This window comes from Bradyrhizobium sp. HKCCYLRH1034 (assembly GCF_051168375.1).
Lineage (GTDB): Bacteria > Pseudomonadota > Alphaproteobacteria > Rhizobiales > Xanthobacteraceae > Bradyrhizobium.
In genome coordinates this window covers 1-16879 of the sequence record NZ_JBNPUW010000017.1, presented here as the reverse complement: position 1 = coordinate 16879, position 16879 = coordinate 1, and the positions used below count along the sequence as shown (strand labels likewise).

Sequence of the window (16879 nt, the reverse complement as noted above, 5' to 3'; positions counted from 1 at the left end):
CACCGTCATGACCCGTACCGTCCGTCCCTTCCTGCTTGCGGCCGCCCTGCTCGCCTCGACTGCGCTATCGGCGCTGGCCGGCGAGGCCGACGACCAGATCAAGGCGCCCGTGCTGCGCTCCACCGTGAACGTCACCGGCGACATCGTTCGCGTCGGCGACCTGATCGACAATGCGGGCGTCGCGGCCAACATCGCCGTCTACCGCGCGCCCGACCTCGGCACGACCGGCGTGCTGCCGGCCGCGCAGGTGATCGCAACCCTGCGCACCCACCAGGTGATCGGCATCGAGGTCCGCGACATCAAGGAGGTCGCGGTCACGCGGCTGGCGCGCGCCGTCGACGCCAAGGAGATCAGCACGACGGTGGCCCAGGCGCTCGATCACCGCAACGGACTTGGCGATGCCGCCAACCTCAGCATCAGCTTCGACCAGCCGGTGCAGGACCTCAAATTCGAGGCCTCGACGTCGGGCACGCTGGCGCCGACCAGCGTCCGGTTCGACCCGCGCAGCGGCCGCTTCGACATCACCTTGGAGCTCGGCCATGCCAATGGCGCGAGCCCGACCAAGCTGCGCTACACCGGCACGGCGATCGAAACCGTCGAGGCCGTGGTGCTGACCCGCAACATCGACCGCAACGAGATGATCCGCTCAGGCGACCTGCAGACCGAGCGGCGGCCGCGTGCCGAGCTCGGCGGCGGCGACCCCGCCACGCGCGAGCTCGCAGTGGGCATGCAGATGCGCCGCCCGGCGCGCGCGGGCCAGGCGCTGAAGACCACCGACCTCGCCAAGCCCGACCTCGTGCAGCGCGACCAGGCGGTCACGCTGATCTTCCAGACCGCCGGCATCTATCTCACCACGCGCGGCAAGGCGCTGGAGTCGGGCACCGAAGGCGACGTCGTCAGCGTGCTCAATCTGCAGTCCAAGCGCACCGTGACGGGCCGCGTCTCGGGTCGCGGCCAGGTCTCCGTCGACATCGCCGTCGCCAAGCCGGCGCAGACCTCCGAAGCCGACATCGCCGCACCCGTCGCCGTCGCCAGCCGCCTTCCCACCTCCGCCACCCCGAAAGCCGAGTAAGTTTCATGTCGAAGTTCAAGTTTGATGATCGGGGCGTCTCGAGCCTGCGCCGGGTCGCGCTGATCTCGGTTTCCTTCGCGGTGCTGTCGATCGCCGGCGGATGCTCCTCGATCGACCGTCTCAGCCAGATTGGCGAGCGGCCGAAGCTGACGGAGATCGACAATCCGACCACGCAGCCGGGCTACAAGCCGGTGCAGATGCCGATGCCGAAGCCTGAAACCGTGTCCTACGCGCCGAACTCGCTGTGGCGCAACGGCTCGCGCGCCTTCTTCAAGGACCAGCGCGCCCGTCAGGTCGGCGACCTCCTGACCGTCACGGTCAGCATCTCCGACAAGGCCAATTTCGCCAACGAGACCCAGCGCAGCCGCACCAACAAGGAGGATTCGGGCATCACCGACTTCATCGGCGCGAAGACGCTCGGCGTGCAGGCGCAGAAGGTGCTGCCCGGCCGCATCCTGACTGCCGACGGCACCTCGTCCTCGGACGGCAAGGGCACGATCCAGCGGTCGGAGTCCTTGACCACCAGCGTCGCCGCGGTCGTGACGCAGGTGCTGCCGAACGGCAACCTCGTCGTCGAAGGCAAGCAGGAGATCCGGGTCAACTACGAGATCCGCGAGCTGATCGTGGCCGGCATCGTGCGGCCCGAGGACATCCAGAGCGACAACACCATCGACTCCACCAAGATCGCCCAGGCCCGCATCTCCTACGGCGGCCGCGGCCAGATCTCCGACGTCCAGCAGCCGCGCTACGGCCAGCAGGTGATGGATATCCTGCTGCCGTTCTGAGGCAAACCTCAGCATCAATGACCGGGCGGAGCCCGCCCGGTCGCTCAGGAAGCCGCCCATGCGATGACCTCGCAAGGCGCAAATCGAAACGAGGACCAGGACACACGACCGAAATCCCTCCCCGCGCGGGAGGGTCGGACAAGGGATGGCCGAGCGCGATATGGGTCACGGCGCATGACCCCCGCAGCCGCCGCCCTTCTCTGAAAACGAGCTCCCACATTGCCCAATGCGAACCTAGGCGCGGCGGGTGATGTATACGCGGCCTCCGGTAGCTCCCCTGCCGGAGGCCGCGTTCGTTTTGGCTGTCACACCCGAGCTGACAGACCCCAGCTCAAGACGTTCCGGCCCTACCTCGGCTCACCCGAACGTCGCCTCGACCACACCGAGGCCGTCCAGCTCCATCCGTACCCGGTCGCCGGCCTTGAGCCAGATCGTCTTGACCAGGCTGCCGGTCAGGACGAGCTGCCCGGCCTCGAGCCCGTCACCACTGGCGGCGAGATGATTTGCAAGCCAGGCCAGCGCATGGACAGGATGTCCCAGCACATCCGCGCCAGTGCCCTCGCCGACCAAGGTGCCGTTGACGATGGCACGGCCCTGCACCGCGGCCAAGTCCGCTATGGCAGCGCGTGGGAGCGCCGGGCCGAGGACACAGCCGGCAGCAAAGAAATCGTCGGCGACGAGCGTCGGCGCGCCCAGCGTCTGCCATTGCACATAACGGTCGTCGACGATCTCGATCGCCGCGTGACAGTCGCCGATCGCCTCGACGACACGATCCATGGTGAACGGCGCGTCCAACGGCAGCAGGTCGTGCTTGAGCCGCACGGCGATCTCGCATTCGACGCCCACGCGGACGAAGTCGGCCGTGCGCAGTTCGACACCTGTCTGGTGAATACCGGACGCGAACACTCCGCCGGAACAGGGATGCGGAATGCCAAGATAGTCCTGCATCACCTTGCTGGTGCAGCCGATCTTGTAGCCGGCGAAGTCATCGGCCTGTTCGGCGAGCAGCCAATGGACTTCGCGCTGGATCTCATAGCCGGCAGCTTCATCCTTCGGCTGAAGCTGAGCCGGCAGAGCCCCCAAGGGCGCCCGTTGCTTGCGGGCATCTACGATCAGTCGCGCAGCGGAAAGTATCTCGTCTGCTCCCATGGCCCTTCAACTCCCTTGGCCCGCGGTCCGAACCGGCATCGCAGGATCTATGGTGAACGGATTGTTTATAAACGAGTTTTGGGCTCCCATCTCAGCTTCATCAACAATTTGAGACGACGCGGCCACAGCGCAAGCGGCTCGTTCAACCGATTTCACGTCTCACGATGCCGAGTTCGAGCAGACTTTCCGCAGCGGCGACGATCGCGTCCTCGTTGGAGCGCGAACTCCAGCCGCGCAGCGTTTCGCGCACCGGCGCTCAGCTCGCCTCCGTTGCGGCCACCGAACTCTCGCCAGGCGTCTTGAGCCAGGGCAGCTCGAACTGGCAGGTCAGCCCGCTCTCGGCAAACGTCCGCTGCAGATGCCTGACCGTGCGGGTCAGCAGCCGGCTGCCGAAGCCGACCACTGGCGGCTCCGTTGCCGGCGGGCCACCGCTTTCCTGCCAGCGAACATGCAGCGCGTCCTGCGCCAACGACCAGCTGACATCGACCCGGCCGTCGGGCGTGGTGAGCGCGCCATATTTGCTGGCGTTGCAGGCCATCTCGTGGATGACGAGAGCCAGCTGCGTCGTCAGCTCGACCGGAACCAGGATGGCGGGGCCGCTGGTGGCGAGTTGATCCGGTGTGCTGGCGAACGGCACGACCTGACTCCTGATGAGGGCGGCGAGATCGGCGCCCTGCCAGTCGTTCTCGGCAAGGCTCGTGTGCGCCGTCGCCAGCGCATGCAGGCGCGACGTGAAATCGCGGACCTTGGCGTCGTGCCGCGGCAGCAGCTGATGCGCCAGCGATTGCACCACGGCAAGGCTGTTCTTGACGCGATGGGCCAGCTCATGCACGAGCAGTTCGCGCTTGCGGTCGGCTTCCTTCGCGGCCGTGACGTCGATGTTGACGCCGATCATGTACGGATCGCCGCCGCCCTCGCCACCCAACATGCGGGCGCGCGCCTCGATCCAGCGGATCGAGCCGTCGGGCAGCGGCACCCGCCATTCCGAATCGAGCTCCCCGGTTGTCAGCGCCTGCTTGTTGTCCCGGTCGGCACGCGCCTGGTCCTCGGGATGCACCAGCGCCAGCCAGGCGTCATAGGTCCCGGGGAACGTGCCCGGCGCAAGTCCATAGAGCTCTTCGATCTCATCGGACCAGTGGCTGGCGCCGGATCTGCCGTCCCAGGTAAAGGTGCCAAGCCGTCCGTATTTCGCGGCGAGTTTGAGCTGCCCGGCCGTGCGCGACGCATCGTCCCTGGCTTGGGCGAGCATCCCGAAATTCTCCTGGATGACGCGTGCACTCTCCGCCTGCGCCTTTTCGGCCGCAGCTAGTCGGGCGTTGAGCGCCCGGACCTCCGGGGGATCGGAGGGCGCGGCCTCGCCGGGGATGGCGCGCTTGACGGCGATGCTTTCGAGCGGCCGGGCGATGCTTCGGCCGATGCCGGCCGCCAGCAGCAGCGCCAGGGCACAGATCGTCGTCGCCGCGATGGTTGCGGTCTGCACCGTCGAGGAGATCGCCTGGGCGAAAGCCGCCTGCTTGATGCCGACCCCGACAGTCCAGTCGCTCAGTTGGGGACGCGCATTGGCGTTGATGATCCGATCACCCTCGATCGACGGAAACTCCGCGATCCCCTCAGCCTTGGCAGTCGCCCGCCATCCGGCCGACGCCGGCTGCCCGGTCGAGGTGGCGTTCTTCGGGATGCGCGAAATGTAGCGGCCCTGGCCGTCCATGATGCCGACCAGCCAGTCGGCCGGCAGCTGCTGCTGGGCCAGCAGCCGGGTGTAGTTCGCGGCTGGCATGGCAATCGAAAGGCAGCGGAACGGCTTGCCGTCCTTGAAGACGGGGACATCGACGGTCGCCACCCACGCGCCGGAATTGGGACCGGTGAAGATGTCGGAGATCGACGGCCTTCCGGACTGAAAAGCGCGCTCCTGCGAGCCCCAGCCTTCGGGCGCGCGCTCGCCGAGCGGCTTGCCCGGCGTCGCCCCGGTGTTGAGCAGGATGCGGCCGCTCGCGTCCGACACGATGATCCAGCCTTCGCCGCTGACCGCACCGACGCGGCGCGCCTCCGCCTCGAAGTTGCTGAGATCGGCGGCACTGAGATCCGGAGACTTGCCCAGCACCTCGGCGAGCGCGATGTAGCGCCGCAATTCGGCGTCGACGGCACCGGAGATCGTCTGCGCGGCATAGGACAGGCCGCGCCGGATCGAGGCGTCGGCGGATTGCGCCATCGATACGATGACATAGGCGATCAGCCCGACGCAGGGCAGGAACAGAATGCCGGCCAGGAGAAGGAGGCGCCCCTTGATGCTCAAGGCGCCATAGGAACGCTGCATCGTTGCCAGCGCGCCCCTGGCTATGTCCGGCTCGCCCATGATTCCCCGCGGCGTTCCGAGATGGAACCGCCGATAATTCAGCAGACGCGAAAAAGTTCCGGACGCTTGGAAAACCAACAGCGCGCGCGGTCGTGCCGGCATTGCCGGCCCGCAGACCGCTCAGGTGACGAGACACTCGACCTCGCGCACACCGGCGCCGTCTCAGCAACAGACGCTGCGGCCGCACCCGGCAAGCGGCCGCAATCCCCGCTCGTTCAGGTCAATGTCGCGACCTACTCGTCGCGATAGACCTTTTCACGCTTCTCGTGGCGTTCCTGCGCCTCCACCGACAGCGTCGCAATGGGACGGGCCTCGAGCCGCTTCAGCGAAATCGGCTCGCCGGTCTCCTCGCAATAGCCGTAGGTGTTGTCCTCGATGCGCTGGAGCGCCGCGTCGATCTTGGAGATCAGCTTGCGCTGGCGGTCACGGGCGCGAAGCTCGATCGCCCGATCGGTCTCCGACGACGCGCGGTCGGCGAGGTCCGGATGGTTCACGTTCTCCTCCTGCAGAGCCTGCAGGGTGAGCTTCGATTCGCGCAGGATCTCCTCCTTCCATGCCAGCAGCTTGGCGCGGAAATAGTCGCGCTGGCGTTCGTTCATGAAAGGCTCTTTTTCGGAAGGTTTGTAGTTCTTCAACTTTTCCAAGGTCAGCCCATCTGTACGTGCTGGCGCCGGTTTCGGCACCGGCGGACGGAATACGCCCGTTCGCGGCCGCGTTATATAGCGGCCTCATGTGACAGACAATATTTCCATCGGCACGGGCGCCCCGCCGTTCGGGCCGTTGCACAGGCAAATTCGGCCCCAGCCGGCGGGACGCCGTGGACGGCCTCAGTAACCGACCGTGAAACGGGCCCGCCGGTGGGCTGGACGCTCGATTTCGTCGGCCATCGCGACCGCGAAGTCCTCGAAGGTGACGAAGCTCTTGCCGTCGGCATCGACCAGCAGCTGATCCGTTCCGAGCCGGAACTTGCCCGTCCGGGGGCCGAAATCGATCATCGCAGAGGGCGACAGGAAGGTCCAATCGAGCTCCTTCTCCTGGCGCAGGCGGTCGAGGAACGCGGCGCCCTTCTCCGCTTCGGCCTTGTAGGCGGCCGGAAAGCCGGGCGTCGTCACCAGCCGCACACCCGGCGCGACCTCGAGCGAGCCGGCGCCGCCGACCACGAGGTAACGCGATACGCCGGAGTCCTTGGCCGCCCCGATCAGGGTCTCGACATCGCTGGCCGAGAAATGGATCGCGCTGATCGCGACGTCATGGCCGGCCCAGAGTTTCGCCAGCGCGGCGCGGTCGTTGGCGTCCCCCCGCACCGCCGTGACGTTGGCGTGCTTCTCGATCTTGTCCGGGTTGCGGGCAATGCCGGTGACCTGGTGGCCGCGGCTGGCCAACTCGGCGGTGATGCGGGACCCGGCACGGCCGGAGGCGCCGGCGACGGCGATCTTCATGGGGAAACTCCTATGTTCGAGATCACGAGGTCGGATCCGAGGTCTGGACGAAGCCGCCTTGGTATCCGATAGTGACTAGATAACGGAATGAATGCTGGTGTTAAGAGCGCACTTTAAGATCACCTGGTCACGCCGGAGTAACCGATGAGAGCCGCGAACGTCTATTCGGCCGACTGCCCAACGCGACAGATCCTGGACCGCGTCGGCGACAAATGGGCCGTGCTGATCCTGATCCTGCTGCGCAACGAACCCTTGCGCTTCAATCAGTTGCGGCGGTCGATCGAAGGGATTTCGCAGAAGATGCTGTCCCAGGTGCTGAAGAGCCTGGAGCGCGACGGCCTGGTGCGGCGGCGCGCGATCGCGACCGTCCCGGTCACCGTCGAATATTCGATCACGCCGCTCGGGCTGACGCTCGCCGCCGCGGTCGATCCGCTGCGCGACTGGGCCGAGCGTCATCTCAAGGAGGTCACCGCCGCGCAGCGGCGCTACGACGCGCAACAGCCGTCGAAGGCGGCTTGAACGCGCGAAGCGTCTCAGCTCCGCCCGGCCTTGGCGAGCTCGACCTCGACGCGCAGTTCGATCTCGGAGAGGATCGCATCCAGTCCCGGGTCGCCCGAGGTCTGCTTCAGGTCGGCCGCGGCATCGCGAAGCCGCAGCGCCATCGCAGTGTCGAGCTTGCCGGACAGCAGCGTCAGCTTGAGATCATCGAGCACGTCGAGCGCGCGCTTGCCGCGCTGGACCGAGCGCTTGCGGCGCTCCGCCGGCTCCTCCTCGATGCCCTGCAGCGCCAGCAGCGCATCGATGTTCGCCGTCTGCTTCGGCGCGAGGGTCGCGCGCGTGTCCTGTGTGGTGCCGACGTCAGGCAGCTTGAAGCCGCTGGACGAGGCCTTCCGCGTGCTGCTGGTTGACGAGCCCAGGGTCGTGCCGTTCGGTCCGTAGATGCGCATCGATGGCTCCCGCAAGCTTCGCGTGTCGAGCGGAAGATTGGCTCCGCCGTGGTTAACGGTGCGTAAACGGCCCGGCAAATTCTGCCGGGGCGGCAGCTTCGTTCCCCCGGAGTAACCCTGGACCGCGACAAAGCTTCGAGTCGATTTCACACTCTTTCAATGAGTTAGCCCGGAGCATCGCTGTGGCACGGCCCTCGCATAGTTAATGCCGATCATGCGGTCATGGGAGTGGCCGAGTGATCACTTGAAGAGTTCGAGGGGAGCATAGGATGCGACGCGTCCGAACTACGCGCCTGTTTCAGGTCGCCTGCGCCGCGGTGCTGGCGCTGGCATCTACCATTATGTCTGCGAATGCGACCTCGCGGATCAAGGATCTCGCCAATATCGAGGGCGTGCGCCAGAACCAGCTGATCGGCTACGGCCTCGTGGTCGGCCTCAACGGCACCGGCGATACGCTGAACAACATCCCGTTCACCAAGCAGTCGCTGCAGGCGATGCTCGAGCGCATGGGCGTCAACATCCGCGGCGCCACCATCCGCACCGGCAACGTCGCCGCTGTCATGGTCACCGGAAACCTGCCGCCATTCGCCACGCAAGGCACGCGCATGGACGTGACGGTCTCCGCGCTCGGCGACGCCAAGAACCTGCAGGGCGGCACCCTGCTCGTCACCCCGCTGCTCGGCGCCGACGGCAACGTCTATGCGGTGGCGCAGGGCTCGCTCGCGATCTCCGGTTTCCAGGCCGAGGGCGAGGCCGCCAAGATCGTGCGCGGCGTGCCGACGGTCGGCCGCATCGCCAACGGCGCCATCATCGAGCGCGAGATCGAGTTCGCGCTGAACCGGCTGCCGAACGTGCGGCTTGCGCTGCGCAACGCCGACTTCACCACCGCCAAGCGCATCGCGGCCGCGGTCAATGATTTCCTCGGCGTCAAGACTGCCGAGCCGATCGATCCGTCGACGGTGCAGCTGAGCATCCCGCCGGAGTTCAAGGGCAACGTCGTCGCCTTGCTGACCGAGATCGAGCAGTTGCAGGTCGACCCGGATCTCGCCGCCAAGATCGTCATCGACGAGCGCTCCGGCATCATCGTGATGGGTCGCGACGTGCGTGTGGCGACCGTCGCCGTGGCCCAGGGCAACCTCACCGTCACGATCTCCGAAAGTCCGCAGGTCAGCCAGCCCAATCCGCTGTCGCGCGGCCGCACCGTGGTCACGCCGCGCACCAGCGTCGGCGTCACCGAGGAAGGCAAGAAGTTCGCGGTCGTCAGGGACGGCGTGTCATTGCAGCAACTGGTCGACGGCCTCAACGGCCTCGGCATCGGCCCCCGCGACCTGATCAGCATCTTGCAGGCCATCAAGGCGGCCGGCGCGATCGAAGCCGACATCGAGGTGATGTGATGGCGACGTCCTTCATCGACTCCTATCATGGCCGCGTCGCTCTCAGCATGCCGACGGCCGCGGCCGTCACCGCGCCGCGCACCGATCTCGATCTCGCGGCGGCTCTGACCAAGGTCTCGCCCAAGGCACAGGCCAGGGCCAAGGCGACGGCAACCGACTTCGAAGCCATGTTCCTCAACAGCATGTTCTCGCAGATGACCAGCGGCGTGAAGGGCGAAGGTCCGTTCGGCGACACGCCGGGCACCGGCGTCTGGCGCTCGATGCTGACGGAGCAATATTCCAAGAACTTCGCCAAGGCCGGCGGCGTCGGCATCTCAAACGACGTCTTCCGCACTCTCATCCTGCAACAGGCCGGCAGCAGCTCCGGCGCCAACGGCAAAGCGTAGATGTTCGCGTGACGAGCGCGTGGGCGGCAAACGCTCACGCCGATGGGAGTTATGAAATGACCGCACAGGGACAAGCGAAGAAGACGACCTACACGGCCGCCACCAGCGCCGCAGAGGCACGCGCGCTCGCCGACGAGATGGTGAGCGTCATGAGCGAGCTGATCGCGGTCATCGAGCAGGAGACCGAACTGGTCCGCGCCGGCAAGCTGCGCGAAGGCATGGCGTTCGGCCCCAAGAAGACCGAGCTGTCCCGCCACTACGTCACGACCGTGGGCCGCCTCAAGGCGAGCCAGAATTTCATGAAGCAGACCGCGCCGGAGCTGCTCGCCACCCTGCATCGGCACCACGACACCTTTCGCGCCATGCTGCAGGTGAACCTGACCGTGCTGGCGACGGCGCACGCGATCTCGGAAAAGATCGTGCGCGGCGTCAATGCCGAGGTTCAGCGCAAGAACATCCCCAGCACCTATACCGCCGGCGGCCGCCGCGCCGCCCCGGGCGCACGGCACCTCACCCCGCTCGCCGTCAGCCGGACGCTCTGAGCCTCACCGCCAGCCCCCATCTGCATCGCAGCGCCGCGCCGCCTCGAGGGCCGCGCGGCCGCCGCCGTTTAACGCTCGGATAAGCTTAAAAGGCCGGCGCGAATCACAACGCGGTGTTCATCCTATTTCCTAACATAACGTTGATTGGTCATCGGCATAGTTGCAAGCGGGATGGGTTGGGAATTGACTCGATGGCCATGAGGAGGCTGCCATGAGTTCCGATTTCAGCGTAAGACCGGTAGGGACGCCTGCGTCCGTTCCGATAATTCCGCCGTCGAGCCAGGCGGTGGTGAGCGCTGTTCCGACGGACCTTCCTCCCAGCCAGACCGTGACCGCGGCCGAGCCCGGCGTCCCCGTGCGCAACGACATCCCGGTCAACATCGCAAACGATCTGTCCGTGTCACGCCAAGCCTATTACGATCGCGCCGCTGCCGCTCTGGTGTTCCAGGTGGTCAACCGCAAGACCGACCAGGTCGTGACCCAATATCCAGATGAGGCCGTGCTGCGCCGCCGGGCCTACTTCAATACGCTCGACCTGCAGAAGGATATGCAGAGGGCGGACGTGCCGCGCGTCGTGGCGACCGATCGCACTGCCTGAGCCCCCGCGGAACCGGGCCGCTTCATTCCGCCGCCCGCACGCCGCCCCACCGGGCGGCATTGCCGTATCGAGCCGCGCAGCTTTGGCGGATCAACGGCTCCGTATCGCGTGGGCGGTGTCGAGATAGGTCCGGCCCGAGGCGGCGTCGGCGACCACGTTCTTGATCTGGGCCTTGCCGTTGCCGGTTGGCGTGAACCTCGTATCGCCGATCCTGAACGCATGAGACCGGGAACGACTTCCCGTTGGCATGTCTTCCGCTCCAGCCGCCCGATATAGAGCGTCGGATAGACGGCCACGTATCTGCTGTTGCTTCGCGCCGTACTGCGCAGGTTCGACTTGTAGGACGCAGACAGGATGCTGGCGATATCGGTCACGACGACGCGCCTCCCGCCCTGCCCCCGACGGTCAGCTCCGCCCGGACAACCCCGCGGCGATGTGGCAGTTGATGTCGATCAGCGACTTGAGCTTCGCCGGATCCGGGTCCATCTGCATCTCGATCGTCTGCTTCATCACGAACACGCCGATATTTGCGATGTTCTGGCGGATGTCGAGCGGATTCGGATTGTCGTCCGCCTCCATCGCGCTCATGAAGATCGTCCACAAGCGACGATTGAAGAGCAGAGCCTTGTACATGTTGCGATCAGGGCCGTTCCAATTGGCCTGGACTTCCTGCAGCTGCCGTGCCGCTTTCAACAGAGCCTGAGCTTCGATCTCCCGTGGTGATGCCGTCGTCTGCGACGTGCGGGCATAGGCTTGAGCGGCATATGACATCAACTACTCCGGACTGACGCAGGGACACGACCAAACTGCTCAGGTTTTGTACTTTGTGTGCCTTTAAAATATGGTTAGCGGCCGTTAGCGGAATTTGTTTCGTAGCGTCACGGAGCACCGGAAATCGCTTTGTTTGGTGCACCTCTTAATTTCTTGCGAACGCGGTGATTCAAAATGTCCGGACGAAGCTCGTACGTTGTTCATCCCGCCCGAGCGGCGCGAACTACACGAACAACGGCGTTCTCACAGAGCTGACTCACTGCCCCGACATCGAACGGAGACCAGTGCCGGCACGCTCGGCATAGCCTAACGCAGAAGCGGCGGGCATGGCCCGCCGCTTCGATGAGATATTATTCCGGTACGTTCGCGCGTCAGCGCAGCAGCTGCAGCACGCTCGCCTGCGACTGATTGGCCAGCGCGAGCGCGGAGACCGCGATCGACTGGCGCGTCGACAGCGCCTGGCTGTTGGCCGCCTCCTCGTTGGTGTCGGCCAAGGTCAAGTTCGACGAGCCGGTCTGCAGCACGTTGATCAGGTTCTTGTTGAAGTCCTGACGGATCTGCACGATCGAGAGGTTCGAACCGAGCGACGACGCTTCAGAGCGGATCGCGGTCGATGCACTGTTCAAGGTCGTGAGCACCTTGTTGGCCGAGTTGCTGTCGAGGAAGTCGCTTCCGACCACCAGCGCCGACAGGCCGAGACCGGTGCTGTTGAAGGTCACGCCGGTGATGTTCAGCGTGGACCGTCCGGTCTCGTTGAACACCAACTTGAGCGTGTCGCCGTTGAGCAGGTTGATGCCGTTGAACGAGGCGTCTTGCGCCGTGGTGTTGATCTGCGCCAGGACGTTGTTGTACTGCGCGATCAGGCCGGCACGCGTCGTCTGAGAGTTGGTGTCGGCCACCGGGGTCGAGGCCGTCACGCCGTTGAAGGCCATGCTGGCCGCGGTCGAAGAGCCGGCGACCGCGCCGATCGTCGACGATGCCGCTTCGTTGGTGGTGAGGATCGTAAGCTGGCCCGTCGTGCTCAGGCTGGCCTGCAGGTTGTTGGCCGCGAGCGCCGTATTGAGCTGTGCCAGCGTCGAGATCTGCGAAGCACCTGTGCCGAACGTTATGTTCGTTGCGACGCCGCCCCCTGTCGAGGCAATTGTCAACGTCTGTCCTGTCAAGGCTGGCGGATTTCGTGTGGTCGTGCCGGCGGTCAATCCGAGCTTGGCCAGGGCCGTGCCCGATACTGTCAGATCCTGCGCCGTGCCTGTCGCCAGCTGGATCTTGCCCGCTGCCACCGTGGACGGCGTTGCGGTGGCTCCGGTCACCGAATCGATGGCAGCCAAGAGGTTGCTGACGGTGTCGCCGACGCCGATATTGGTACCGGCCGAGACCGAGCCGGCCACGAAGGTGAACACGACACCGTTGACCACGAGCGTATCGCCGGTGGTGACGCTGCTCGCCAGGTCGTTCGAGGTCGAGCTCGCCGTACCCGACAGCCTGGTGGATCCGGTGATTGCAACGGCCGAGCTCAGGTTGTCGTTGTTGACCGTGCTGCCGGTCACGAAATTGTTTGAGGAGCTGCCGAGCAGGTTGTTCGCCGTCGCCCCTGAGATGACCGCGGAGGTCACGCTCGACTTGGTAGTGTATCCCGTCGGCGCCTGAAGCACTTGGCTTGCGATCGATTTGGCGCTGTCGACAAGCTTCTGAAGTGAGGTGAGACCGGTATTCGCAGCCTGGAGAACCTGGACACCGTTGCCGATGCTGTCGAGCAGATTCGCAATGTCGCTCGCGCGGTTGTTGAGCGATTGCGAGGTGAAGAATTCGGTGGGGTTATCGAGCGCCGTGTTGACCTTGTTGCCGGTGGCCAGGTTGTTTTGAGTCGTGGCCAGCAGCGATGCGGTGTTTTGCAGCGCCAGCAGGTTTTGGCGAACCGAAGCCGAGAGAACGATACCGGACATGTGTGTGAAACCTTCCTAGTTATTCACCAGGGGGTTCTAGTCCACCCACTTTTAAAACATGGTTAATGGCACTTTAAATTTCTTGCTTAACGACTGGTTGCGATCCTTGGCTCCACTCGCGTCCGGTTCCAGACCAGTATTGATACGGGCCGGACGGCCAAACCAGGCGAAAAAAAGCGGCGGGGTTTCCCCCGCCGCCCTGGTCGTCGAGATGCGATGCTTGTGGATCAGCGCAGCAGCTGCAGCACGCTCGCCTGCGACTGGTTGGCGAGCGACAGCGCGGACACCGCGATCGACTGGCGGGTCGACAGCGCCTGGCTGTTGGCCGCTTCCTCGTTGGTGTCGGCCAGCGTCAGGTTCGACGAGCCGGTCTGCAGCACGTTGATCAGGTTCTTGTTGAAGTCCTGACGGATCTGCACCACCGACAGGTTCGAACCCAGCGTGGAGGCTTCCGACCGCAGCGTCGAGCTCGCCGAGTTCAACAGGGTGATCACCTTGTTCGCCGAGTTGTTGTCGAGGAAGTCGGTGCCCGAGGTGAGGTTCGACAGGCCAAGACCGCCAGTGTTGAAGGTCACACCGGTGATCGAGAGCGTCGACTTGCCGTTCTCGTTGAAGGTCAGCTTCAGCGTATCGCCGTTCAGCAGGTTGACACCGTTGAACGAGGCGTCGGCCGCGGTCGTGTTGATCTGCGCCAGCACGTTGTTGTACTGCGAGACCAGGCTCGCGCGCTGCGTCTGCGCGGTCGCATCCGCCACCGGCGCCGCCGCCGTCAGACCGTTGAAGGCCTGGCTGGATGCAGCCGACGTACCGCCGATCGCACCTATCGTGGCCGAAGCCGCGTCGTTGGTCGTGGTGATCGAGATCTTGCCGGTGGTATCGATCGAGGCTTGCAGGTTGTTCGCCGCGAGCTTGGTGTTGAGATCGTTCAGCGACTTGACCTGCCCTGTCCCTAGACCGAACGTGACACTCGTCGCCGTGCCACCTCCTGTGGCGCCGATCGTCAAGGTCTGACCTGACAAGCCGTCGCCGACAGCAGTCAGCCCGAGCTTGCCCAAGGTGCCGGTGCTGCCCGAGAGCGTCAATCCCGCCGCCGGCGGCGTCAAGGTGATCGCACCCGCCGTGATCGACGCGGTGACGCCGGTCTGGGTCTGGATCGCCGACAGCAGGTTGCTGACGCTGTCGCCGATGCCGATGTTGGTGCCCGTCGAGGACGTGCCGGTGATGAAGGTGAAGGTGGTGCCGTTGACGACCAGCGTCTCACCGGAGGTGATGCCGGAGGCGAGGTTGTTCGACGCGGTGCCCGCCGTGCCCGACAGCTTGGTCGAGCCGGTGATCGCCACCGCGCTCGAGGTATTGTCGTTGTTCACGACCGAGCCGGTCACAGCCGTCGAGCTGGAGCCGAGCAGGTCGGTGGCGGTCGCCCCGGTCAGAGCCGCCGAGGTCACGCTGGACTTGGTCGAGTAGCCCACGGAGCTCTGCAGCACCTGGTTGGCGATCGACTTGGCGCTGTCGACGAGCTTCTGCAACGAGGTGATGCCGGTGTTGGCGGCCTGCAGCACCTGCACGCCGTTGCCGATACCGTCGAGCAGATTGGAGATGTCGGAAGCGCGGTTGTCGAGACCCTGGGCGGTGAAGAAGTTGGTCGGATTGTCGAGCGCCGAGTTGACCTTCTTGCCCGTGGAGAGATTGTTCTGGGTGGTGGCGAGGAGCTGAGCCGTCGACTGAAGCGAGAGCAGATTCTGACGCACCGACGCCGAGAGAACAATACCTGACATTTTCATACCCTTCTGGTGTGAAACAAACGGCCCGATCCATTCAGGATCAAGGCGAAGCCCGTCGGTGACTGCACCACCGGGCGACGGGCGTTAAGGTAAATGCGAGCGGCTAACAAACAGTGAAGTCACGACCGCTCGCGGTCCCCGATGCGTGGCATCGGCACGGCCGCGCATCGGCGATTCGCCGCGGATCACCTTGAAAACACCGCATATTCGCCAGGCGGGCGCGGCCGTTTACCGTCCGTTAACCATGATCGGAAAGGATTGCTGCGCACCGACCGATCGAGCGCGCAGACTCCCCGCGCGATCTAGACTGGCAGCTGGACCCGTCATCGGCCTCGACGCAGCAGGTTCGGCGCCACGCCGATTGCGGCAACGGAGAATGAGAATGGCCCTGAAAGTCGAACTGAAGCCGCATGAGCGCATCATCATCGGCTCCTGCGTGATCACCAACACCGATCAGCGCGCGCGCCTCCTGATCGACGGCGAGAACATTCCGATCCTGCGCGAGAAGGACATCCTGACGCCGGAGACGGCCGACACGCCGGCCAAGCTCGTCTATCTTGCGGTCCAGCTGATGTACATCTCGCCGGGGGCAGACGCGGATCACGGCACCTATTTCAACCTGCTGCGCGACATCATCACCACGGTGCCGAGCGCCTGGCCGATTATCGAGGCGATCAACGGTCATATCCTCAACGGCGATCTCTACCAGGCGCTGAAGGAAGCCAAGAAGCTCGTCGCCTACGAGAAGAAGCTGATCGAGCAGGCTGAAGCCGAACAGCAGGACAAGCCGGTGAGCTCGGCGGCCTGAGCTTTCGTCTCCTCACCCGACATCGAAAGGCCCGGCTCGCCAGTCGCGAGGCCGGGCTTTCCGATTTTTGCGCGCTCGCCAAGCTACGCCGCAGCAATGTCGGACCTTTCCTCCGATAAAAAAGCGGCGGGGTTTCCCCCGCCGCCTTGATCGTCGAGATGCGATGCTTGTGGATCAGCGCAGCAGCTGCAGCACGCTCGCCTGCGACTGGTTGGCGAGCGACAGCGCGGACACCGCGATCGACTGACGGGTCGACAGCGCCTGGCTGTTGGCCGCTTCCTCGTTGGTGTCGGCCAGCGTCAGGTTCGACGAGCCGGTCTGCAGCACGTTGATCAGGTTCTTGTTGAAGTCCTGACGAACCTGCACCACCGACAGGTTCGAACCCAGCGTCGAGGCCTCGTTGCGCAGCGTGGAGCTGGCGGTGGTGAGCACGCCGATGACCTTGTTCGCCGAGTTGTTGTCGAGGAAGTCGGTGCCCGAGGTCAGGGTCGTCAGCCCGAGCCCCGCGGAGTTGAAGGTCACGCCGGTGATCGACAGCGTCGACTTGCCGTTTTCGTTGAAGGTCAGCTTCAGCGTATCGCCGTTCAGCAGGTTGACACCGTTGAACGACGCATCGCTCGCGGTCGTATTGATCTGCGCCAGCACGTTGTTGTACTGCGAGACCAGGCTCGCGCGCTGCGTCTGCGCGGTCACATCCGCCACCGGAGCCGCCGCCGTCAGACCGTTGAAGGCCTGGCTGGATGCAGCCGACGTACCGCCGATCGCGCCGATCGTGGCGGACGCCGCGTCGTTGGTCGTGCTGAGGGTGATCTTGCCGGTCGACGAATCGATCGAGGCCTGCAGGTTGTTGGCTGCGAGCTTCGCGTTGAGATCGTTCAGCGACTTGACCTGTCCTGTCCCTAGACCGAACG

18 protein-coding genes are annotated in these 16879 nt (G+C 65.0%); 8 read left to right on the top strand and 10 right to left on the bottom strand.

The annotated features are described in order from the left end of the window. Positions 1–7 precede the first annotated feature (7 nt). Both flgA and flgH read left to right on the top strand, forming a co-directional pair. Positions 8–1072, top strand: a complete 1065-nt coding sequence (gene flgA, locus ACQR0W_RS29740) for a flagellar basal body P-ring formation chaperone FlgA (RefSeq protein WP_316171185.1) — start codon at positions 8–10, stop codon at positions 1070–1072. Positions 1073–1077: 5 nt separating this feature from the next. Then, positions 1078–1857 (top strand): flagellar basal body L-ring protein FlgH, encoded by a 780-nt coding sequence (gene flgH, locus ACQR0W_RS29735; RefSeq protein ID WP_315716010.1) that lies wholly within the window; start codon positions 1078–1080, stop codon positions 1855–1857. A gap of 357 nt (positions 1858–2214) precedes the next feature. On the opposite strand, the gene ACQR0W_RS29730 is transcribed toward flgH, so the two are convergent. The 4 genes from ACQR0W_RS29730 to ACQR0W_RS29715 all read right to left on the bottom strand — a co-directional run bounded on the left by ACQR0W_RS29730 (position 2215) and on the right by ACQR0W_RS29715 (position 6798). Next, the gene (locus ACQR0W_RS29730) at positions 2215–3006 is read right to left on the bottom strand and encodes a 2-keto-4-pentenoate hydratase (RefSeq protein ID WP_315828146.1); all 792 of its coding nucleotides are present in this window, start codon (positions 3004–3006) and stop codon (positions 2215–2217) included. Between the two features lie 256 nt (positions 3007–3262). Next, complete coding sequence (locus ACQR0W_RS29725) at positions 3263–5320, bottom strand: sensor histidine kinase (RefSeq protein WP_315716008.1); 2058 nt, start codon at positions 5318–5320, stop codon at positions 3263–3265. Between the two features lie 272 nt (positions 5321–5592). After that, on the bottom strand, positions 5593–5958 hold the full coding sequence (dksA, locus tag ACQR0W_RS29720; protein WP_170323279.1) for an RNA polymerase-binding protein DksA: 366 nt from the start codon (positions 5956–5958) through the stop codon (positions 5593–5595). A 228-nt stretch (positions 5959–6186) separates the two neighbouring features. Continuing rightward, positions 6187–6798, bottom strand: a complete 612-nt coding sequence (locus tag ACQR0W_RS29715) for an NAD(P)-dependent oxidoreductase (RefSeq protein ID WP_315716007.1) — start codon at positions 6796–6798, stop codon at positions 6187–6189. A gap of 144 nt (positions 6799–6942) precedes the next feature. Between ACQR0W_RS29715 and ACQR0W_RS29710 the strand changes: the two genes are divergently transcribed. Continuing rightward, positions 6943–7317, top strand: a complete 375-nt coding sequence (locus ACQR0W_RS29710; protein ID WP_315716006.1) for a winged helix-turn-helix transcriptional regulator — start codon at positions 6943–6945, stop codon at positions 7315–7317. A 14-nt stretch (positions 7318–7331) separates the two neighbouring features. Here ACQR0W_RS29710 and ACQR0W_RS29705 read toward each other — a convergent pair whose 3' ends face one another. Next, a complete protein-coding gene (locus ACQR0W_RS29705; RefSeq protein ID WP_315716005.1) occupies positions 7332–7745 on the bottom strand; it encodes a flagellar assembly protein FliX in 414 nt (137 codons plus the stop codon). 269 nt (positions 7746–8014) lie between these two features. Between ACQR0W_RS29705 and ACQR0W_RS29700 the strand changes: the two genes are divergently transcribed. The 4 genes from ACQR0W_RS29700 to ACQR0W_RS29685 all read left to right on the top strand — a co-directional run bounded on the left by ACQR0W_RS29700 (position 8015) and on the right by ACQR0W_RS29685 (position 10665). Further along, a complete protein-coding gene (locus ACQR0W_RS29700; RefSeq protein ID WP_315716004.1) occupies positions 8015–9139 on the top strand; it encodes a flagellar basal body P-ring protein FlgI in 1125 nt (374 codons plus the stop codon). Next, positions 9139–9525 (top strand): flagellar assembly peptidoglycan hydrolase FlgJ, encoded by a 387-nt coding sequence (gene flgJ, locus ACQR0W_RS29695; protein WP_315716003.1) that lies wholly within the window; start codon positions 9139–9141, stop codon positions 9523–9525. The genes ACQR0W_RS29700 and flgJ overlap by 1 nt, the downstream gene beginning before the upstream one ends. Positions 9526–9581: 56 nt before the next feature. Continuing rightward, on the top strand, positions 9582–10067 hold the full coding sequence (locus tag ACQR0W_RS29690; RefSeq protein WP_315716002.1) for a hypothetical protein: 486 nt from the start codon (positions 9582–9584) through the stop codon (positions 10065–10067). Positions 10068–10278: 211 nt separating this feature from the next. Then, positions 10279–10665 (top strand): hypothetical protein, encoded by a 387-nt coding sequence (locus ACQR0W_RS29685; protein ID WP_315716001.1) that lies wholly within the window; start codon positions 10279–10281, stop codon positions 10663–10665. A gap of 90 nt (positions 10666–10755) precedes the next feature. On the opposite strand, the gene ACQR0W_RS29680 is transcribed toward ACQR0W_RS29685, so the two are convergent. The 4 genes from ACQR0W_RS29680 to ACQR0W_RS29665 form a co-directional block, all read right to left on the bottom strand. Continuing rightward, positions 10756–10914, bottom strand: a complete 159-nt coding sequence (locus ACQR0W_RS29680) for a hypothetical protein (protein WP_316171186.1) — start codon at positions 10912–10914, stop codon at positions 10756–10758. 156 nt (positions 10915–11070) lie between these two features. Further along, positions 11071–11436, bottom strand: a complete 366-nt coding sequence (gene flaF, locus ACQR0W_RS29675) for a flagellar biosynthesis regulator FlaF (protein WP_315715999.1) — start codon at positions 11434–11436, stop codon at positions 11071–11073. A 371-nt stretch (positions 11437–11807) separates the two neighbouring features. Next, positions 11808–13379, bottom strand: coding sequence for a flagellin (locus ACQR0W_RS29670; protein ID WP_315715998.1), 1572 nt, complete (start codon positions 13377–13379; stop codon positions 11808–11810). A 227-nt stretch (positions 13380–13606) separates the two neighbouring features. After that, positions 13607–15154: a flagellin gene (locus tag ACQR0W_RS29665; RefSeq protein WP_315715997.1), complete on the bottom strand. Its 1548-nt coding sequence runs from the start codon at positions 15152–15154 to the stop codon at positions 13607–13609. A 388-nt stretch (positions 15155–15542) separates the two neighbouring features. On the opposite strand from ACQR0W_RS29665, the gene flbT reads away from it, so the two are divergent. Beyond that, positions 15543–15968: a flagellar biosynthesis repressor FlbT gene (gene flbT, locus ACQR0W_RS29660; protein WP_315715996.1), complete on the top strand. Its 426-nt coding sequence runs from the start codon at positions 15543–15545 to the stop codon at positions 15966–15968. A gap of 174 nt (positions 15969–16142) precedes the next feature. On the opposite strand, the gene ACQR0W_RS29655 is transcribed toward flbT, so the two are convergent. Beyond that, on the bottom strand, positions 16143–16879 hold a 737-nt coding region (locus ACQR0W_RS29655), incomplete at its 5' end, for a flagellin (RefSeq protein WP_316187257.1).

Coding starts and splice junctions, on each gene's coding strand:
- ACQR0W_RS29665 (WP_315715997.1), bottom strand. CDS start 15,154: ATGTCAGGTATTGTTCTCTCGGCGTCGGTGCGTCAGAATCTGCTCTCG.
- ACQR0W_RS29690 (WP_315716002.1), top strand. CDS start 9,582: ATGACCGCACAGGGACAAGCGAAGAAGACGACCTACACGGCCGCCACC.
- flbT (WP_315715996.1), top strand. CDS start 15,543: ATGGCCCTGAAAGTCGAACTGAAGCCGCATGAGCGCATCATCATCGGC.
- flgJ (WP_315716003.1), top strand. CDS start 9,139: ATGGCGACGTCCTTCATCGACTCCTATCATGGCCGCGTCGCTCTCAGC.
- ACQR0W_RS29725 (WP_315716008.1), bottom strand. CDS start 5,320: ATGCAGCGTTCCTATGGCGCCTTGAGCATCAAGGGGCGCCTCCTTCTC.
- ACQR0W_RS29705 (WP_315716005.1), bottom strand. CDS start 7,745: ATGCGCATCTACGGACCGAACGGCACGACCCTGGGCTCGTCAACCAGC.
- ACQR0W_RS29730 (WP_315828146.1), bottom strand. CDS start 3,006: ATGGGAGCAGACGAGATACTTTCCGCTGCGCGACTGATCGTAGATGCC.
- flgH (WP_315716010.1), top strand. CDS start 1,078: ATGTCGAAGTTCAAGTTTGATGATCGGGGCGTCTCGAGCCTGCGCCGG.
- flaF (WP_315715999.1), bottom strand. CDS start 11,436: ATGTCATATGCCGCTCAAGCCTATGCCCGCACGTCGCAGACGACGGCA.
- ACQR0W_RS29715 (WP_315716007.1), bottom strand. CDS start 6,798: ATGAAGATCGCCGTCGCCGGCGCCTCCGGCCGTGCCGGGTCCCGCATC.
- ACQR0W_RS29700 (WP_315716004.1), top strand. CDS start 8,015: ATGCGACGCGTCCGAACTACGCGCCTGTTTCAGGTCGCCTGCGCCGCG.
- ACQR0W_RS29685 (WP_315716001.1), top strand. CDS start 10,279: ATGAGTTCCGATTTCAGCGTAAGACCGGTAGGGACGCCTGCGTCCGTT.
- ACQR0W_RS29680 (WP_316171186.1), bottom strand. CDS start 10,914: ATGCCAACGGGAAGTCGTTCCCGGTCTCATGCGTTCAGGATCGGCGAT.
- flgA (WP_316171185.1), top strand. CDS start 8: ATGACCCGTACCGTCCGTCCCTTCCTGCTTGCGGCCGCCCTGCTCGCC.
- dksA (WP_170323279.1), bottom strand. CDS start 5,958: ATGAACGAACGCCAGCGCGACTATTTCCGCGCCAAGCTGCTGGCATGG.
- ACQR0W_RS29670 (WP_315715998.1), bottom strand. CDS start 13,379: ATGTCCGGTATCGTTCTCTCGGCTTCGGTTCGCCAAAACCTGCTGGCG.
- ACQR0W_RS29710 (WP_315716006.1), top strand. CDS start 6,943: ATGAGAGCCGCGAACGTCTATTCGGCCGACTGCCCAACGCGACAGATC.